The organism is Pseudomonas sp. rhizo25, from assembly GCF_031931935.1.
GTDB classification, from domain to species: Bacteria; Pseudomonadota; Gammaproteobacteria; order Pseudomonadales; family Pseudomonadaceae; genus Aquipseudomonas; species Aquipseudomonas synxantha.
On the sequence record NZ_JAUJXA010000015.1, the window covers coordinates 34,010 to 52,947 of the forward strand.

At 61.9% G+C, this 18,938-nt stretch carries 12 protein-coding genes; 8 read left to right on the forward strand and 4 right to left on the reverse strand.

The window, feature by feature from the left end; translation table 11 throughout:
• The first annotated feature begins 38 nt into the window (after positions 1-38).
• From ampD to QZR30_RS23635, 4 genes are all read left to right on the forward strand, one after another.
• On the forward strand, positions 39-602 hold the full coding sequence (gene ampD, locus QZR30_RS23620; RefSeq protein ID WP_046070867.1) for a 1,6-anhydro-N-acetylmuramyl-L-alanine amidase AmpD: 564 nt from the start codon (positions 39-41) through the stop codon (positions 600-602).
• The gene (ampE, locus tag QZR30_RS23625; protein WP_046070868.1) at positions 599-1,435 is read left to right on the forward strand and encodes a regulatory signaling modulator protein AmpE; all 837 of its coding nucleotides are present in this window, start codon (positions 599-601) and stop codon (positions 1,433-1,435) included. The genes ampD and ampE overlap by 4 nt, the downstream gene beginning before the upstream one ends.
• Before the next feature lie 1,966 nt (positions 1,436-3,401).
• A complete protein-coding gene (locus QZR30_RS28105) occupies positions 3,402-4,106 on the forward strand; it encodes a methyl-accepting chemotaxis protein (protein ID WP_411741029.1) in 705 nt (234 codons plus the stop codon).
• Positions 4,107-4,231: 125 nt separating this feature from the next.
• Positions 4,232-4,660: a hypothetical protein gene (locus QZR30_RS23635; protein ID WP_046070870.1), complete on the forward strand. Its 429-nt coding sequence runs from the start codon at positions 4,232-4,234 to the stop codon at positions 4,658-4,660.
• Here the strand turns inward: QZR30_RS23635 and QZR30_RS23640 are convergent.
• Together QZR30_RS23640 and cra are read right to left on the reverse strand one after the other, a co-directional pair.
• Complete coding sequence (locus tag QZR30_RS23640) at positions 4,607-5,383, reverse strand: TatD family hydrolase (protein ID WP_046070871.1); 777 nt, start codon at positions 5,381-5,383, stop codon at positions 4,607-4,609. The two genes, QZR30_RS23635 and QZR30_RS23640, sit on opposite strands and share 54 nt — an antisense overlap.
• Before the next feature lie 2 nt (positions 5,384-5,385).
• Positions 5,386-6,381, reverse strand: a complete 996-nt coding sequence (gene cra / locus QZR30_RS23645) for a catabolite repressor/activator (protein ID WP_056845531.1) — start codon at positions 6,379-6,381, stop codon at positions 5,386-5,388.
• 293 nt (positions 6,382-6,674) lie between these two features.
• On the opposite strand from cra, the gene ptsP reads away from it, so the two are divergent.
• From ptsP to QZR30_RS23665, 4 genes are all read left to right on the forward strand, one after another.
• On the forward strand, positions 6,675-9,533 hold the full coding sequence (gene ptsP / locus QZR30_RS23650; protein WP_046070873.1) for a phosphoenolpyruvate--protein phosphotransferase: 2,859 nt from the start codon (positions 6,675-6,677) through the stop codon (positions 9,531-9,533).
• Positions 9,534-10,454: a 1-phosphofructokinase gene (gene pfkB, locus QZR30_RS23655; RefSeq protein WP_046070874.1), complete on the forward strand. Its 921-nt coding sequence runs from the start codon at positions 9,534-9,536 to the stop codon at positions 10,452-10,454.
• Between the two features lie 11 nt (positions 10,455-10,465).
• A complete protein-coding gene (locus QZR30_RS23660; protein ID WP_046070875.1) occupies positions 10,466-12,184 on the forward strand; it encodes a PTS fructose-like transporter subunit IIB in 1,719 nt (572 codons plus the stop codon).
• A 130-nt stretch (positions 12,185-12,314) separates the two neighbouring features.
• The gene (locus tag QZR30_RS23665; protein WP_056845529.1) at positions 12,315-13,856 is read left to right on the forward strand and encodes an alkaline phosphatase D family protein; all 1,542 of its coding nucleotides are present in this window, start codon (positions 12,315-12,317) and stop codon (positions 13,854-13,856) included.
• Positions 13,857-13,904: 48 nt separating this feature from the next.
• Here the strand turns inward: QZR30_RS23665 and QZR30_RS23670 are convergent, their stop codons facing one another.
• Complete coding sequence (locus QZR30_RS23670; protein WP_311904347.1) at positions 13,905-16,430, reverse strand: sulfite reductase flavoprotein subunit alpha; 2,526 nt, start codon at positions 16,428-16,430, stop codon at positions 13,905-13,907.
• Positions 16,431-16,567: 137 nt separating this feature from the next.
• The gene (locus QZR30_RS23675; protein WP_059398068.1) at positions 16,568-18,853 is read right to left on the reverse strand and encodes a TonB-dependent receptor; all 2,286 of its coding nucleotides are present in this window, start codon (positions 18,851-18,853) and stop codon (positions 16,568-16,570) included.
• Between the last annotated feature and the right edge of the window lie 85 nt (positions 18,854-18,938).

The window sequence follows — 18,938 nt, forward strand, 5'->3', positions numbered from 1 at the left end:
GCATACTGGTAACACTTAGTCTCATTCAAGGAGCCTGTATGCAGTTGGACCCCGCCAGCGGCTGGTGCCAGGGCATCCGTCACTGCCCTTCGCCCAACTTCAACGAGCGCCCTGAAGGCGAAATCTCGCTGTTGGTGGTGCACAACATCAGCTTGCCCCCAGCGCAGTTCGCGACTGGCAAGGTGCAGGAGTTTTTCCAGAATCATCTGGACGTCTCGGAACATCCCTACTTTGAGGGTATCGCGCACCTACGTGTGTCTGCGCATTTTCTGATTGAGCGTGACGGCATTGTGACGCAATTTGTTTCCTGTCGGGACCGAGCCTGGCATGCAGGTGTTTCCAGCTTCGAGGGCCGCGAAGTGTGCAACGATTTTGCCCTTGGGATCGAGCTGGAAGGTACGGACGAACTGCCGTATACCGAGGCCCAGTACAGGTCGCTGATCGACCTGACACGCCAGCTGCTGGCGGCCTACCCGAAAATTACCCAACAACGTATTTGTGGTCACAGCGACATCGCCCCGGGGCGCAAGACCGACCCGGGCCCCGCTTTTGATTGGACGCGCTTTCGTAGCGCCCTGCAGGATGGAGGACACGAAGAATGAGTTTCCTGGTGTTGGTGCTGGCGGTCTGGATTGAGAAGTTCTCGGCCTTGCGCCTGCGGCTGCAGCGCGACGGCGGATGGCTGCGTGAGCTGGCCAGGCTGGAGGCGAGCCCGCGCATGGGCAAGCGCCCCTGGCTGATCCTGCTGATCATGGTGCTGCTGCCCGTGGCGTTGCTGGCGCTGTTGCTGCTGGTGCTGGAGCCGGTGGCCTATGGCCTGCTGGCATTGCCGGTGCACTTGCTGGTGGTGATCTATAGCCTGGGCCGTGGTGATCTGTTGGCAGGGCTGGGACCGTTTCGTGACGCCTGGCGACGCGGTGACCTGCAAGCTGCCGAACACGTGGCCGAGCGCGATCTGAATCTTGGCGCGGACAGTGGCGAGCAATTGCTGGAGCGCGTCCAGGGCTACTTGCTGTGGCAGGCGTATCAAAGCTTTTTCGCGGTGATCTTCTGGTATTTCCTGCTAGGTCCGGTAGCCGCCTTGGCCTATCGCCTGTTAGCCCTAGCCAGCGAACATAGCCAGAACCCCTTGGTGGCCGAGCGCGCCACGCAGCTGCGCCACGCGTTTGACTGGTTGCCGGTACGCCTGCTGGCGGCGAGTTTTGCCTTGGTGGGCAATTTCGTCGGGGTCAGCCGTGTGATGCTCCACGAACTGCTGAGCTGGGACATCAGCGCTGCACAGCTGATGGAAAAAGTCGGGCTGGCCGCCGCCGAAATCCCGCCGCCGGTGGTGGGTGCCGATGGCATCAACAGCCTGGATCGCCTGTGGGAGCTGTTGCTGCGTGCGGCGGTGCTGTGGTATGCCGGTTTTGCCATCTGGACCGTGTTGCCCTAAGCATTGTGGGAGGGGGGCTTGCTCCCGATCTAACTGATGCACCGCGATCAAAATGTGGGAGGGGCGGTGCGACGATTCGACTTGCCCCCGATGGCGGCCTGACAGCCGACCAGGATGTTGGATCAGACCGTGTACATATCCATTGCTGCGGTAACGGCGGCTATTGGTTCCGCTTTTACAGCGGGTCACTTTTGAAAAGCGCAAAAGTAACCAAAACGCTCTTGCCCCACCACTCGGCACCTCGCCCAGGCTCGGTGTGCCCGTAATCCGCCATGGATTTGGGGGGCCGCCGCCACGCGCCATCCATGGCGCGGGGCGGCTAAACCGGCATCCCTGCCGGTTTACCCCCCAAATCCCTGTCGAATTCCGGCCAGCGTGGTTTAACGGGGCGCCTAAGATCAAAGGCAGATCAAGATCAAGAGCGGCTCGCTTCGCATCGTGGTTACTGGCGGTCGCTATGTCAGGGTTGTGTAGATATCCGTGGCTATCAGGGGCAAGCCCACATTGGGTCTCCGCTCGCGCCGTTAACCTTACGTTACAAAACTCCCTTTCAAATTGAGCTATACAGACAGAGCGCCAAATAGTGGCTATCTGCCGCCGCCCTGCGCCTCAATAAAAATAAAAGAAGGGGAGGTCACCTGTGAAGAGCTTGCTCTATCCCGCCGTAGCGCTGATGAACCGCCTGAGCTTCGGCATGAAGTTCAGCCTGATCAGTGTGCTATTCCTGCTGCCGATGCTGGCGACCAACTACTATCTGGTGCGTGATTCCTGGCGCGAATTCCAGGGCACTCGCATCGAACTCCAGAGCCTTGACCTGCTTGGCAGCAGCCTGGTGTTGCGTCGCGACCTGGAAACCCTCAACAACCAGGTGCAGATTAACGCCACGCTTGGCCAATCTGGCAAAGCCGCTGACCTTGAGGCCAGGATCAGCGATCTGGAGCAAAGTGTGCTGGGCCGCCTGCAAGGCTTGAGCGCCGTGGCGAGCGAACCCGAGCACGTCACCGTTTTTGAAAGCAAGCGCGACGAGTTGATCGCCGCGTTCAAGGCGCAGCAACAGGAAAGTTCGTTGCTCAACAAAACGGCGCTGATCGGCAAATTACTTAACCAAGCCCAGATGCTCAGCCAGATTATTGCCAGCCAAGCCGGCTTGAGCCGTGACGCGCAAAGTGATCTTCGCCAGCTCTCCGATCTGGTCACTACTGTCACCCCGCAAGTCACCCAGGCCCTTGGGGAGGGGCGTGCGATGGGTGCGTATTCCCTGGGCCAGGGCTTTATCAATTCTGCTTCCAGCACACGCTTTGACGAACTGCTGCAGCAGTTGGAAAAACTCCAGGGCGAATATGGCTTGAAACTGCAGGACGCGCTGGGCGCCAGCCGTGCCGCACACGCTACCCTCGACACCCTGGCGCAAGCCAGCCAGGCCAGCCTCAAGCAAGGCAGCGAATTGTTCGAAGAACAGGTGGTGATGGCCGAGACCCTCGACACAGCGTGGCAGGGGTTTTACGACAGCGTCAGCCAACTGATGGCCAAGACATATCAACTGGATGACGCCACCTTGGCGTTCATCGGGCAGCAACTGGAGCAACGCCTGGCACAAAACCGACTGCACATGGTGCTGCTGGTCGCGGCCCTGGCGGCGGTATTTGCGCTGATTTTCTACTTATATGCAGGCTTCTTCGTTTCCACTCGTACCACCTTGCGTCGCCTGGGGGCAATGATGGACAGAGTGGCGGCAGGTGACATGACGGTCACCTTCGTGGCCCAAAGCCGCGATGAGCTGGGGGACTTGGGCCAGGTGTTCAATGGCACCGTGGCCAAGATCCACGACTTGATCGAGCGCGTCGGGCATACGGTCAGCCAGGTCGAGCTGCAGGCCGGCCAGGTCCAGGCGGTTTCGGCACAGAGCAACCAGGCGGTATCCGGTCAGCGCAGCCAGATCGAACAAGTGGCGACGGCGATGAACCAAATGTCGGCCACTGCCCAGGAGGTGGCGCGTAGCGCGGCGGCGGCAGTCAACAGCGCCCAGAGCGTCAATGATGAAACCGTCAGTGGGCGGGCGCTGGTGCAATCACAGCAAGGCGGCATCGCACGCCTGGCTTCGGAGCTTGATGAGTCGGTGCGGGTGATCAACCAGTTGGCCGCCGACAGCCAGGACATCAGCAGGGTCTTGGAAGTGATCAAGAGCATCGCTGAGCAGACCAACCTGTTGGCGCTCAACGCGGCCATCGAAGCCGCCCGCGCCGGTGAACAGGGCCGAGGTTTTGCCGTGGTGGCCGACGAGGTGCGCACCCTGGCCCGACGCACCCAGCACTCCACCGAAGAAATCGAACAAATGATCAGTCGCTTGCACAGTGGCGTCGGCGCGGCGGTGAAGGCCATGGGCAGCAGCCATGAAATGGCGAGTGGCACGGTGGGGCAGTCGGAAAAAGTCCAGCAAGCCCTGGAGAATATCCTCGGCGCCGTAGGGATGATCGTTGACCAGAACCAGCAGATTGCCGCTGCCGTCGAGCAGCAAACGGCGGTCGCCCAAGACATCGACCAGAATATTGTCGAAATCAATCGCGCTGGCGAGCATGCGGCGCAAGGTGCCCAACAGACCGAAGCGGCCAGCCGGCAATTGTCGGCGCAGGTCATTGAGTTGAAGCAATTGATCGGGGCGTTTCGAGTGTAGGAATTTTCTGTGGGATTGAGCTTCGGATTGCGTGGCGCATATCCTGATTTGTCGGACTGTGTTTTATCGCGGCGTGGTTAGGTGAGAATTTATTTCATCCGTCACGGTCACGAGGAGACACGACGATGGCCGCTGCAATCGGTATCAAGGGGCATTGCGCCCAGTGCGACATGACGTTTGAACTCAAGCCTTGGCAATTGAATGCCATTGCTGTTGATATACCTTTTGACTGTACGTATTGCCACTGCGGCTTGCAGCTGTGTTGCCTCAAACAGTTGCGTCGGTTTCGCGCTCTCGACCAGTGGGCGTTGGTGCGCCCGAGCATGATCATGCTGACGTGCGCGACCTTGGTGGTGGCCCTGGTTGCAGAGTGGTTGGGGCTGCTCAGCATGATTGCGCAGTTCAACCTTTCACTGGTTACGGTGTTGATTCATTTCCTGGTGGTGCGCTACGCCCGTCATCGACAGCGGATGACCTTGAAGTTGCAGGTCATCAGCCCGCTACCAGTTGAACAACTCGCACGCATTGCGTGTGCTCGTCTCAGCCAGCAATGAAGGGCTGATTGCCATGCGCTGCGCCAGCGCTACGCAGATGTCCGGCAGGTGCTGCGGGCTGTTGCGCTGGTTGGGATACATGGCCGGGGCCATATCCGGCGAATCGGTTTCCAGCACAACAGCGTCAAGGGGCAACTGGGCAAGTACCTTGTGCATGCGCAGGGCTTGGGGCCAGGTGGCGGCGCCGCCCAGACCAAGCTTGAAACCGAGCTTGATGTACTCGCGGGCCTCCTCGACGCTGCCGGCGAACGCATGGATGATCCCGCCCCGCGGCAGGCGGATGCGCTTGAGGGTGGCAATCACGGCGGCGTGGCTGCGGCGTACGTGCAGCAAGGCCGGCAGTTGGAAATCCGCCGCAAGTTTCAACTGGGCTTCAAACAGGCTTTGCTGGTGCTCGCGGTCGAGGTGCTCAAGAAAGTAATCCAGGCCAATTTCGCCCACGGCGCATAGTTGCCGGTGGCCTTGCAGGCGGGTCAACCAGTCCCCCAGCTCCAGCAGGTCGGCAGGGCGATGTTCATCGAGATACACCGGGTGCAAGCCGAGGGCCGCGAACAAGCCGTCGTCCTCCTGCACCAAATCCCACAGCCGCTGCCAATTTCTCTTGTATACGCCCAACACCACCATGCGCTGTACGCCGAGTTGACGGCTATAGGCGAGGACTTGCGGGCGATCGTGGTCGAAATCCGCGAAGTCCAGGTGGGTGTGGGTGTCGATCAGCTCCACGCTCAGGCCTCGTGAATACGCTGCTTGAAGGTCCGCCCAATGGCGTGCACGCCCGGTTGGTACTGTTCTTCCTCAATGGCGGCCAGGGCCAGGCGCAGGGCGGTCTCGGCGATCAACTGGTGTTGCTGGGCCATGGCGTTGACCGGCAGTGGCAGGAAATCCAGCAGTTGGGTATCGCCGAAGGTGCCCAGGCGCAGGGGGCGCGACCTGAGGGGGAAGTCATGCAGTGCGTCGAACACGCCTTGCAGCAGTACGTAGGAGGTGGTCACCAGCGCGTCGGGCAAATGCCCCAGGCGTTGCAGCAGTTGTTCCATCAACTGTCGGCCGCAGTCACGGCTGAAAGCTTCGCCCTGTTCGATGATCACTTCGCCGTTGAAGCCTTGCAGCGCTTGACGGAAACCGGCGGTACGCTCCTGGCTGATGCTCAGTTCGGGGTGTGCGCCGATCAGCGCGATCTGCTTGGGCAGCGGTTGCAGCAGGCTGCTGGTGAGTTGCTGGCAGGCCTGGCGGTCATCGCTGACCACCGAGCAGAATTGGCCAGGCTCCATGACCCGGTCGATGGCGATCACCGGCAACCCCTTGGCTTGCAGCTCGCGATAGCTGTCATCCGTGGCTGGCAGGCAACTGGCGACGAACAACGCATCGCAACGCCGCGCACGGAACAGTTGCAGCAGTTGGCGTTCACTGGCGGCTTCGTCATCGGAACTGGCAATCAACAACTGGTAGCCCCGCGCCCGTGCACCTTGTTCCAGCAGCTTGGCGATGCGTGCGTAACTGGGGTTTTCCAGGTCGGGCAAGATGAACCCCAAGGTGCGCGTATGCCGGCTGCGCAGCCCGGCGGCTTGGGGATTGGGCGTAAAGCCATGGGCCTGGACCACGGCGCGCACACGCTCAACGGTTGCATTGCTGATGCGTTGCTGTTCGGCCTTGCCATTGATGACATAGCTGGCGGTGGTCACGGACACACCGGCCAGACGTGCGATATCACTGAGTTTCAAACCGGGATTTCCTTGTTTTTTAGAGCGTGCCCCGACATTTTGTCCAATCGTAACCGATTCCAGCCCACGACCAATGTCCCAGAGCAAGCGCCGAGTGGCCCTTCTAGCTTGCGCAATTAACGCGTAATCTGCCATAAATTCTAGATTAAACGTTTCAGCAGGCGTATTTTTACGATGTTCGCCACTGAGTGACCACTGCCAATTGACCACTCAGTCAGTTATTTTTGAACGTCTCGCGCTGATCAATTCAAAACAATACCTAGTGCGCACATCGCACTAACTAGGAGAACGGCATGCTTGAGCTCACCGTAGAGCAGATATCCATGGGCCAGGTGGCTGTGGATAAGTCTGCTGCCTTGCACCTGCTCGCTGATAAATTGGTGGCCGATGGCCTGGTTGCCGAGGGTTATCTCAGTGGCTTGCAAGCCCGTGAGGCCCAGGGTTCGACTTTTCTCGGCCAGGGCATCGCCATTCCCCACGGCACGCCAGAAACCCGCGACCAGGTATTTTCCACCGGTGTGCGTTTGCTGCAGTTCCCCGAAGGGGTGGACTGGGGCGACGGCCAGGTGGTCTACCTCGCGATTGGTATCGCGGCTAAATCCGATGAGCACCTGCGCCTGCTGCAACTGCTGACCCGCGCCCTCGGTGAAACCGACTTGGGCCAGGCACTGCGTCGGGCCGGCAGCGCCGAAGCCTTGTTGAAGCTGTTGCAAGGCGCCCCCCAGGAGCTGGCGCTGGATGCGCAGATGATCAGCCTGGGCGTATCTGCCGATGATTTTGAAGAGCTGGTATGGCGCGGCGCACGCCTGCTGCGTCAGGCCGACTGCGTGAGCAATGGTTTTGCTGCAGTGCTGCAACAAGTTGACGCGCTGCCCCTGGGCGATGGCTTGTGGTGGTTGCACAGCGAGCAGACGGTCAAGCGCCCGGGCCTGGCGTTTGTCACGCCGGACAAGCCCATGCGCTACCTCGGCCAGCCCCTGCACGGCCTGTTCTGCCTGGCGAGCCTCGGTGAAGCCCACCAAGCCCTGCTTGAACGCCTGTGTGCCTTGTTGATTGAAGGGCGCGGCCAGGAACTGGGGCGTGCCACCAGCAGCCGTGCGGTGCTGGAAGTGCTGGGCGGCGAACTGCCTGCGGATTGGCCCAGCGCCCGCATCACCCTGGCCAACGCCCATGGCCTGCATGCGCGCCCGGCCAAGATCCTCGCGCAATTGGCGAAGAGTTTCGACGGCGATATCCGTGTGCGTATTATCGATGGCCCGGTGGGCGCCGTGTCGGTCAAAAGCCTGAGCAAGTTGCTCAGCCTTGGTGCGCGTCGCGGCCAGGTGCTGGAATTCGTTGCCGAGCCGACGATTGCCGGCGACGCATTGCCCGCGCTGTTGGCCGCGATCGAAGAGGGGCTTGGCGAAGAAGTCGAGCCATTGCCGAGCGTGAGCGCCCAACCTGCCCAGGTCGATGTCGAGCCGGTACTCAGTGCGCCACTGAGTGGTAGCCAGCTCCAGGCCATCGCCGCCGCGCCGGGCATCGCCATCGGCCCGGCCCATATCCAGATTCCACAGCTGTTTGATTACCCCATGCGCGGTGAGTCTGCCGCGATTGAGCGCCAGCGCCTGCACACGGCCTTGAACGAGGTGCGCCAGGATATCCAGGGCCTGATCGAACGCAGCCTGGCCAAGGCCATCCGCGAGATTTTCATCACCCACCAGGAAATGCTCGACGACCCGGAACTGACCGACGAAGTCGACACCCGCCTCAAGCAGGGCGAAAGCGCCGAAGCCGCCTGGATGAGCGTGATCGAGGCCGCCGCCAAGCAGCAGGAAGCGTTGCAGGACGCGTTGCTGGCCGAGCGCGCCGCCGACCTGCGCGATATCGGCCGTCGAGTGCTGGCGCAACTGTGCGGTGTCGAAACCATTCAGGCGCCCAGCGAGCCCTACATCCTGGTGATGGATGAAGTCGGCCCTTCAGACGTGGCACGCCTGGACCCGGCCCGCGTCGCCGGTATCCTTACCGCTCGCGGCGGTGCCACCGCCCACAGCGCCATCGTCGCTCGCGCCTTGGGCATTCCTGCCTTGGTCGGCGCAGGCGCTGCAGTGTTGCTGCTGAACGCCGGCACACCGCTGTTGCTCGACGGTCAGCGCGGTCGCCTGCATGTCGACCCGGACGCTGCCACTCTGCAGCGGGCCGTGGTCGAGCGCGATACCCGCGAACAACGCTTGCAGGCGGCGTCGGCCCAGCGCCATGAACCGGCGCTGACCCGTGACGGTCACGCCGTGGAAGTGTTCGCCAATATCGGCGAAAGCGCCGGGGTGGCCAGTGCAGTGGAGCAGGGCGCCGAAGGCATTGGCCTGCTGCGCACCGAACTGATTTTCATGGCCCACCCCCAGGCACCGGACGAAGCCACCCAGGAGGCCGAATACCGTCGCGTGCTCGACGGCCTCGACGGGCGCCCGCTGGTGGTACGCACCCTCGATGTGGGCGGCGATAAACCTTTACCGTATTGGCCTATCGCCGAAGAAGAAAACCCCTTTCTTGGCGTACGCGGCATTCGCCTGACCTTGCAGCGCCCCAAGATCATGGAAGCGCAACTGCGTGCGCTGCTGCGTTCGGCGGATAACCGACCGTTGCGCATCATGTTCCCCATGGTCGGCAGCGTGGATGAATGGCGCGCAGCCCGGGACATGACCGAGCGCCTGCGCCTGGAAATCCCGGTGGCTGATTTGCAGTTGGGCATCATGATCGAAGTGCCGTCAGCCGCCTTGCTGGCGCCGGTACTGGCCAAGGAAGTGGACTTCTTCAGCGTCGGCACCAATGACCTGACCCAGTACACCCTGGCCATCGACCGTGGTCACCCGACCCTGTCGGCCCAGGCCGACGGCCTGCACCCGGCGGTGTTGCAACTGATTGACATCACTGTGCGTGCCGCCCATGCCCACGGCAAATGGGTCGGAGTCTGCGGCGAGTTGGCGGCGGATCCATTGGCCGTGCCGGTGCTGGTCGGCCTGGGGGTGGATGAGTTGAGCGTGTCGGCCCGCAGCATTCCTGAAGTGAAGGCGCGTGTACGTGAATTCAGTCTGAGCGAGGCCCGGGGCCTGGCGCAACAAGCACTGTTGGTTGGTTCGCCTGCCGAAGTGCGTGCCCTTGTGGAGGCCGTGTAAATGGCGAAGATTCTGACCCTGACGCTGAACCCGGCGTTGGACCTCACGGTGCGCCTGGCGCGCCTGGAACCGGGTGCAGTCAATCGCAGTGAAGCGATGCTCACCCATGCGGCGGGCAAGGGCGTGAACGTGGCGCAAGTGCTGGCGGACCTGGGCCATGACGTCAGCGTCGGCGGGTTTCTCGGTGAGGCGAACCCCCAGGCTTTCGATGCGCTGATCAGCCGCCGTGGGTTTGGCGATGCGTTCGTTCGCGTGCCCGGCGAAACCCGCAGCAATATCAAGATTGCCGAACAGGACGGGCGTGTCACCGACATCAATGCGCCGGGGCCGCTGGTGAGTGAAGAGGCGCAACACGCACTGCTCGATAAGGTCGCAATGATCGGCGCGCAATTTGACGCAGTGGTGGTGGCCGGGAGCTTGCCGCGTGGCGTCAGCCCGCAGTGGTTTCAGGGGCTGCTGCAGCAGTTGAAAGGCCTCGGTTTGAAAGTCGCCCTGGACACCAGTGGAGAAGCGTTGCGCACCGGTTTGCAGGCCGGCCCGTGGCTGGTCAAGCCCAATACCGAAGAGCTGGCCGAAGCCTTGGATAATGCCACCGATGCCATCGGCCAACTGCATCAGCAGGGCGTCGAACATGTGGTGGTCTCCGACGGTGCTGCGGGTGTGACCTGGTACCGCCCGGGTGCAGCGCTGCACGCCACGCCGCCCAAGGTGACGGTGGCCAGCACCGTGGGCGCCGGCGACTCGCTGCTGGCCGGCATGCTTCATGGCTTGCTCAGCGACGAAGCAGCCGAACAGACATTGCGCCGCGCCACGGCGATTGCCGCGATGGCCGTAACGCAGATCGGCTTTGGCATCAGCGATGACGCGCAGTTGGCGCACCTAGAAAGCGGCGTCGATGTACGCACGCTGACAGAACAATAAGAGGGTTTGTGATGAAGTTAGCCATTGTTACCGCCTGCCCCAACGGCATGGTCACCAGTGTGCTGTGCGCCCGCTTGTTGGACGCCGCCGCCCAGCGCATGGGCTTGCACACCAGTGTCGAAGTCGTCGACGTGCAGCGCCCGGAGCGCCAGTTGTCCCAGGCCACCCTCAATGACGCGGAATGGGTGTTGTTGGTCAGCAGCACACCGGTGGACATGCAGCGGTTTGTCGGCAAGCGCGTGTTCCAGACCACCCCGGCCCAGGCCCTGGCGGATGTAGAGGCCGTATTGCGTCGCGGCGCCGAAGAAGCCCAGGTATATGTCACCAGCGGCGCCCCGGTGGCGGCGAAAGATGCGCCGCGTATCGTCGCGATTACCGCCTGCCCGACGGGCGTGGCCCACACCTTCATGGCCGCCGAAGCCTTGCAGCAGGCCGCCAAACGCCTGGGTTATGACTTGCAGGTCGAGACCCAGGGCTCGGTGGGCGCCCGCACGCCGTTGAGCCCGGAGGCCATCGCCAATGCCGACGTGGTGTTGCTGGCGGCCGATATCGAAGTCGCCACCGAGCGTTTTGCCGGCAAGAAAATCTACCGCTGTGGCACCGGTATTGCCCTCAAGCAATCCGAAGCCATCCTCAACAAGGCCCTGGCCGAAGGCACAGTGGAAAGCGCAGCCAGCGGCGCGCCGGCCAAATCGGAGAAAACCGGCGTCTACAAACACTTGCTCACCGGCGTGTCGTACATGTTGCCGATGGTGGTGGCGGGGGGCTTGCTGATCGCCTTGTCATTCGTGTTCGGCATCCATGCCTTCGAACAGCCCGGCACCTTGGCGGCAGCGCTGAAAAGCGTCGGTGACCAGGCATTCCTGCTGATGGTGCCGCTGCTGGCAGGCTACATTGCCTATTCGATTGCCGACCGCCCTGGCCTGGCGCCGGGCATGATCGGCGGCTTGCTGGCGGGTACGCTGGGCGCGGGCTTTATCGGCGGCATCCTGGCGGGTTTCGTCGCGGGATACTGCGTCAAGTTGATAAGCCGTGCGGTGCGACTGCCCCAGAGCCTGGAGGCGCTCAAGCCGATCCTGATCATCCCGTTGCTGGCGAGCTTGTTCACCGGTCTGGTGATGATCTACCTGGTCGGCCCGCCTGTCGCCCGGTTGCTGTCCGGCCTGACCGATTTTCTCAGCACCATGGGCACCACCAACGCGGTGCTGCTGGGTATTTTGCTCGGCGGCATGATGTGCGTGGACTTGGGTGGGCCGATCAACAAGGCGGCGTATGCGTTTTCCGTGGGCCTGTTGGCGGCGTCGAGTGGTGCGCCGATGGCCGCGACCATGGCTGCCGGCATGGTGCCGCCGATTGGCATGGGCATCGCGACCTTGCTCGCCCGACGCAAATTCGCCCAGACCGAGCGCGAAGCCGGTAAGGCGGCGATGGTCCTGGGCCTGTGCTTTATCTCCGAGGGCGCGATCCCGTTCGCGGCCAAAGACCCGCTGCGGGTGATCCCGGCCAGCATTGCCGGTGGCGCCTTGACCGGTGCGCTGTCGATGTACTTTGGCTGCAAACTCGCCGCGCCCCACGGCGGCTTGTTTGTTCTGGTGATCCCGAATGCGATGAACCATGCATTGATGTATTTGCTGGCGATTGTGGCGGGCAGCGTGTTGACGGGGTTGGTGTATGCGCTGCTTAAGCGACCGGAAGCTGTGGAACTGACGGTCACTGCTGCCAAGGGCTGATGGGATTCAAAATATGGGAGGGGCTTGCCCCCTCCCACATTTGGATTTTCCTTGGCTGTAAGGGTGGTGTCATATCTGCTTCATCCCCGCATGCTTTAGTGACCCTTTTGATACTCAAGAGGGCACCTGCATGAGCGACTTCGATCTCGGCCGCCGCCGTGTGATGCAAGCCGTCGGCGCTGGTCTGTTGTTGCCGGGCCTGGCCCCGGCGGTGATCGCTTCGGTGAAGGACCGGCCGCAACTCACTGACGGGGTGCAGTCCGGCGACCTGCTCGGCGACCGTGCGATGATCTGGAGCCGCAGCGACCGCCCGGCGAAGATGGTGGTGGAGTGGGACACCCGCAGTGTGTTCAGTAACCCACGCAAGTTCATCTCGCCCCTGGCCGACAGCCGCACCGACTTCACCGCCCGCGTGGAACTCACCGGTTTGCCGGTGGACCAGGCGATTTTCTATCGTGTGCATTTCGAAGATGCCCAGACCGGTGTCGCCAGCGAACCCTGGTTCGGCCACTTGCGCAGCGTGCCGCAACAGCGCCGCGACATCCGCTTTGTGTGGAGCGGCGACACCGTCGGCCAAGGCTTTGGTATCAACCCGGACATCGGCGGCATGCGCATCTACGAAGCCATGCGCCTGCGCCTGCCAGACTTCTTTATCCACAGCGGCGACACCATCTACGCCGACGGCCCGGTGCCCGCGCAACTGGTCACCGAAGGCGGGCGCATCTGGCGCAACATCACCACCCAAGCCAAGAGCAAAGTCGCCGAGACCCTGGATGAGTATCGCGGCAATTACCGTTACAACCTGATGGATGAGAACGTGCGCCGCTTCAATGCCCAAGTGCCGCAGATCTGGCAGTGGGACGATCACGAGGTGATCAATAACTGGTCTTCCAGCAAGCAGTTGGACGAGCGTTACCAGACCCGCGACATCAATACCCTTGTCGGTCGCGCGCGCCAGGCCTGGCTGGAATATTCACCCATGCGGCGGCAGAGCGCAGACGGTGGCGGGCGTATTTATCGCAAGCTCAGCTATGGGCCGCTGCTGGATGTATTTGTGCTGGATATGCGCAGCTACCGTGGGCCGAATGACGACAACCTGGGCGGCGAGAAACCGTTCCTGGGTCGCGAACAGTTGGATTGGCTCAAGCGAGAACTCAAGGGGTCGCAAGCGCAGTGGAAGGTCGTTGCCGCCGATATGCCCATCGGCCTGGGCGTGCCTGACGGTGAGGTAAGCCCTGGCGTGCCACGTTGGGAGGCTATTGCCAATGGCGACCCTGGCCAGGCGCAAGGGCGTGAGTTGGAAATCGCCGAGCTGCTGGGCTTTTTAAGAGCGCAACAGGTGCGCAACCATGTGTGGCTGACGGCCGATGTGCACTATTGCGCAGCGCACCACTATCACCCGGACCGGGCGGCGTTCCAGGATTTCGAGCCGTTCTGGGAGTTTGTGGCCGGGCCGTTGAATGCCGGGAGTTTCGGGCCTAATCCGCTGGATAAAACCTTTGGCCCGCAGGTAGTGTTCGAGAAAGCTCCGCCTGCGCAAAACACTTCGCCGTTTGCTGGCTTTCAGTTTTTTGGTGAAGTGCAGATTGATGGGCAGACGGCAGAATTGACCGTGATTTTGCGCGACCTGGACGGGCTGTCAGTGTTCGAACAAAAGCTGCAACCCGTCTAGGCGATCGTTCCCACGCTCCGCGTGGGAACGATCAGGGCCAACAAAATCTCAGTACACATCCCGGCGATAGCGGCCCTGTTCAATCAAGCGCTCCACCGCCTCATTACCCAGGATATCCACCAACGCCTGATCCACCCCCGTCGCCATCCCCTGCAGACTGCCGCATACATAAATCGCCGCGCCATCCGCCAGCCATTTGCGCAGCACATCGGCCGATTCGCGCAGGCGATCCTGTACGTAGATCTTCTCTTCCTGATCCCGGGAGAACGCCAGGTCGAGTAAGGCCAGGTCGCCACTGGCGAGCCAGCCTTGCAGTTCGTCCTGGCACAGGTAGTCACGGGCGATCTGGCGTTCGCCAAACAGCAGCCAGTTGCGCTGCTGGCCATCGGCGATGCGTGCCTTGAGCAAGCTGCGCAGGCCCGCCAGGCCGGTGCCGTTGCCCAGCAGGATCAGCGGCACCGGCGCATCCGGCAGGTGGAAGCCGCTGTTGCGGCGCAGGCGCAGACTGATGCCCGAACCGATGGCCGCATGTTCCGTCAGCCAGCCAGAGCCAAGGCCCAGGCTGCCGTCGGGATGGCGTTCCTGGCGCACGATCAGCTCGAGCACACCGTCGCTGGCGATCGAGGCGATGGAGTATTCGCGCATGCCCAGGGGGACCAGTGCGTCCACCAAGGCTTGGGCATGCAGGCCGACCAGGTGCGCGCGGTTGTCCGGCAATTGGCGGGTGGCCAGGGCTTGGTCGAGGGTGTGCGCCAAGCCGTCGATCAACACGCCGTCGCTGCCGGCCAGGCCCAGGCCGTGGAGGAAGTGATCAATGGCCCAGGGGCAGTTTCGCGGCAGGATTTCCACTAGGTCACCGGCCTGCCAGCTTTGCGCCGTGGGCGGTGTGAGGCCCAGCAGATAGACGTCGGCGCCGACGCTGCCAGGGTTGAGCAGGGTGCGTTGGCTCAGTGTCCAGGTTTCATATTGGGCGGGTTGCCAAGCCGCCGCTGGCGCGTGACCGGTGAGTTGGCCGAGTTGCTGTTGCCAGGTCAGCAAGGCCTCAGTGTCGCCGCTGTCGACTTCCACCGGGGCGAACAGTGCATTGCCACCCTGGTTGGTCAGCCAGAAATGCAGGCGCCGGGCAAAGCCGCAGAAGTGTTCATACTGACGATCACCCAGGGCCAATACCGAGTAGTTCAAGCCTTTGAGCGGTAAATCCTGACCGAGCACTCTGCGCTCAAAACCCCGCGCGTTGTCGGGGGCTTCACCGTCGCCGAAAGTGCTGACCACGAATAACGCATGTTCCGACTGGCTCAGGTCGTCTTGGCTGAGGCTGCCCAGGGGCTGCACCTTCACCGGCAGGCCCGCGGCTTGCAACTGGCCTGCCGTTTGCCATGCAAGTTGTTCGGCAAAACCGCTCTGGCTGGCAAAGCCGATCAGCCAGGCCGGCGCATCGCTGTGATTGGTCGTCAGGCCCTGGCGGGCATCGCGCACCTGGCGCTTCTTGCGGCGGCGGTCGAGGTACAGCAGCCAGCCGGTGATAAAGAACAATGGCATTAGCAACGAGCTGACGGTGAGGATGATGCGTCCGATCAGGCCGAAATAGCTGCCGGTGTGCAGCGCATAGACACTGGTCAGTAATTGCGATTTGAGGCTCTTGCTGGCGTAGCGCTCGTGGGATTTGACCTCGCCGGTGGCCGGGTCCAGGTTGATCTGGTTCAGCGCACGGTCATGGGGCGAGTCTTTGAGCAGGTAATACACGGTGGCCGGTTGCCCGGCGACGGCTGGCATGCGGATGTTGTAGGCACTCAGGTCGGGGCCGGCACTGCTGTAGATGCTGCTCCAGATCGCGTCATAGTTGGCTACCGGAGCAGGGCCGGCAGGTGGCGGGCCGCGTTTGCGCATGCGCTCGTTTTGCGGCGCGTCGGAGAGTAGTTTGGTCATGCCCTGGTTGTACCAGTCGTAGGACCAATACAGTCCGGTCAGTGCCGCCAACAGATAAAACAGCAGACACCAGGTGCCGAATACCGAATGCAGGTCCCAGTTGAAACTGCGGCCCTTCTTGCGCCAGTCCAGGGTCAACCATACCCGCCAGTTTTTTACCTGGCGCGGCCAGCGCAGATATAAACCGGAGAGGCAGAAAAACACCAGGATCAGAGTGCAGGCGCCGGTGATGTTGCGCCCGGTTTCGCCGACGGCGAGGAAGCGGTGCAGTTGCAAAATAAAACCAAACACATCCTGGCCGACGGCGTCGCCCAGGTAGTCGCCGGTATAGGGGTCGAAGTAGCGCATCTGGCCACGACGCTCCCCCGGCGGCGGGGTGAAGGACACCCGGGCGGCGTTGCCGCTGTCGCTTTCCACCCACAGCATCGCAACGCTCTTGCCTTCGGCGGCCTCCAGCTTGCGCACCAGTTCGGCAGGCGGCAGCACGCCGGCTTCGCGCTTCTGTACGCTGAGTACCGTAGGGTTGAGTGCTCGCAGGATTTCATCCTGGAACGAGTACGCGGCCCCGGTGACCCCCATCAAGGCCAGCACCAGCCCGGCAGTGATGCCGAAAAACCAGTGCAACTGGAACAGGGTTTTCTTCAACACGTCGGGCCGCCTCGCTCATCTGGATATCTATTTCACGGCGCGCATTATGCCGTGGGTTAACGAGAAAAATTCTGTTTTACACACAAAAGCCCCACGCATCCGATGCGTGGGGCCTTGGGTCGGAGCATTGACCGCTTTTAGAAGTGGAAGCTGGTGGTCAACAGCGCGGTGCGCCCGGCCGCCTGGTTGGCGAAGTGCGCCGAGTAGGCCTTGTCGTAGTAGGTCTTGTCGGTGAGGTTCTGCACGTTCAGTTGCAGGTCGACGTTCTTGGTCAGCTTGTAGCTGGCCATGGCGTCATAGCGGGTGTAGGACGGCACGTACACGGTGTTGCCGGCATCGCCGTAAACCTCATCGACGTAGAACGCGCCGCCGCCGACGGTCAGCTTCGGCGTGATGTCGTAGGTGGTCCACAGGCTGAAGGAGTTCTTCGGCGTGTTGGGCATCTGGTTGCCTTTGTTGGACCCGGCACTCACCACACCGTTACGCCCGTTGAGGCCGGACTTGACCAACTCGCTGTCCAGATAGGTGTAGCCGGCGAACACTTGCCAGTGATCGGTGAGCTTGCCGCTGGCCGACAATTCCACGCCGTCGACCTGAGACTCGCCGCCGTTCTCGTAGGTGAGGGCATCCACCAGGATGCGGGTGTTTTTCTTCTCGGTACGGAACACGGCAGCGGTCAGGGACAGACGATCATGGAACAGGTCCCACTTGGTACCCAGTTCATAGTTGACGGTTTCTTCAGGCTGCAAGTCGCTGGTTGCCGCACCGGCAGACAGCGGGTTGCCGTCGGCACCTTCACCTACCAGGCCACCGGCTGGTGAGGCCGAGGTGGCGTAGGAGGCGTAGATGCTGCCGTTTTCCAGTGGTTTCCAGACAAGGCCGGCCTGCCAGTTGAAGAACTGGCTGTCATCCTTGATCTTGGTGCGTCCGGTAGTGGCGTTGGTGTTGGCTTCGGTATCGAAGGTGTCGTAACGCAGGCCGACGTTCAGCAGCCATTTCGGATCCAGCTCGATGGTGTCGAACACATAGGCGGCGCGGCTGGTGGCCTTGGTGTTGGTGCCGTTGTAGTTGCGCGCGACACTGCCGTTCCAGGCGTCGTCTGGGTTCGGGTTGCCGAGTGAGGTGCACTGGCCGCCCACGCTGCCCTTGGCCGGGCTGCACACCGGGTTGGCATTGGGGCTGACGGTATAGCCGCTGACGCGGGTTTCTTCACCGGTAAATTCCAGGCCGGTGGAGTAGCTGTGCTTGAAGCCCAGGGCCTGGAAGCTGCCGAACAGGTCGGTCTGGTTAGTGGTCGTGGTGGTTGTGGACACGCGGCTGTTAGCGCGACGCCATACGGTGCCGAACTTGTTGACGTTGAGTTTGCTGTCATCCGGTTGGGTCAGCACATAGTCCTGACCGGTGCTGCCGTGACGCAGGGTGTTTTTCAAGGTCATGTTGTCGTTCAGGTCGTGCTCGATGGAGAACGTACTGATATCAGCGCGAGTTTTACGGAAGTCGCGGCTTTTCAAACCGTAGAAATTGTTGCTGTCGCCGCCATCGGTGGGTTTGTCGTGCACGTGGGCAGTGGCAGTCGACGAACCATAGCCATAGGGAATGCCCGAATCCGGCAAGTCATCGCTTTCCATATGGTAGTAGCTGAGGTTGACGCGGGTCGGCGTGCCCAGGCCAAACGTCAGCGACGGGGCCACGCCCCAACGGTCGTAGTTCACCGCATCGCGGCCGGCAACGTTTTGTTCGTGGCTCATCAGGTTCAGGCGGAAGGCGGCACTGTCGTCGAGGAATTGGCGGTTGACGTCGAGCACGTAGCGGCGGGTCTGGTCGGAACCGTAGGTGAAGCCGCCGTTGGTGAAGTCCCGCGCTTGTGGGGTCTTACTTACCAGGTTGAGGCTGCCACCGGCCGACCCACGGCCGCCGAACGAGGAGTTCGGGCCTTTGCTGACCTCGATCGACTCGATGTCGAAGATCTCACGGCTCTGGCCGCCGGTATCGCGCACGCCGTCCAGGTAAGTGTCGCCCTGGGCATCAAAACCACGAATGAACGGGCGGTCGCCCTGTGGGTTGCCACCTTCACCGGCACCAAAGGTAATGCCCGGTACGGTGCGCAGGGCATCCTGCAACGAGGTAGCGGCGGTGTCCTTGAGTACTTGTTGCGGCACCACGGTGACCGAACGCGGTGTGTCCACCAGCGGCGCGGTGTATTTCTGAGAAGAGGCTTTTTCCACCTGATAGGAGGTGTTGTCCTGGTCCTGGCCGGTAATGTTGGTGGCGCCAAGTGAGATAGGGTTGCGCTCGCCTTTCTGCTCGGTGTTTTCCGCTGCCTGCGCCAGGTGGGCGGCAGAGCTGGCACTCAAGGCTACACCGATGGCCGAGGCCAGCATGCGTGGTGAACTGGCTGGTGTTTTTATAAGAATGCGCGACATGACGTGTCCCTTCCCCAAGGATGTGAGGCCGCGGAATATAGGGCCAACAAGACTTTGTATCAATTGCGAGATATTGCTATTCGCA

Bases quoted from the DNA above. Each gene is read 5' to 3' on its own strand.
- ampE (WP_046070868.1), top strand. From the start codon at position 599: ATGAGTTTCCTGGTGTTGGTGCTGGCGGTCTGGATTGAGAAGTTCTCG.
- QZR30_RS23660 (WP_046070875.1), top strand. From the start codon at position 10,466: ATGAAGTTAGCCATTGTTACCGCCTGCCCCAACGGCATGGTCACCAGT.
- ampD (WP_046070867.1), top strand. From the start codon at position 39: ATGCAGTTGGACCCCGCCAGCGGCTGGTGCCAGGGCATCCGTCACTGC.
- QZR30_RS23635 (WP_046070870.1), top strand. From the start codon at position 4,232: ATGGCCGCTGCAATCGGTATCAAGGGGCATTGCGCCCAGTGCGACATG.
- QZR30_RS23665 (WP_056845529.1), top strand. From the start codon at position 12,315: ATGAGCGACTTCGATCTCGGCCGCCGCCGTGTGATGCAAGCCGTCGGC.
- ptsP (WP_046070873.1), top strand. From the start codon at position 6,675: ATGCTTGAGCTCACCGTAGAGCAGATATCCATGGGCCAGGTGGCTGTG.
- QZR30_RS23675 (WP_059398068.1), bottom strand. From the start codon at position 18,853: ATGTCGCGCATTCTTATAAAAACACCAGCCAGTTCACCACGCATGCTG.
- QZR30_RS28105 (WP_411741029.1), top strand. From the start codon at position 3,402: ATGTCGGCCACTGCCCAGGAGGTGGCGCGTAGCGCGGCGGCGGCAGTC.
- pfkB (WP_046070874.1), top strand. From the start codon at position 9,534: ATGGCGAAGATTCTGACCCTGACGCTGAACCCGGCGTTGGACCTCACG.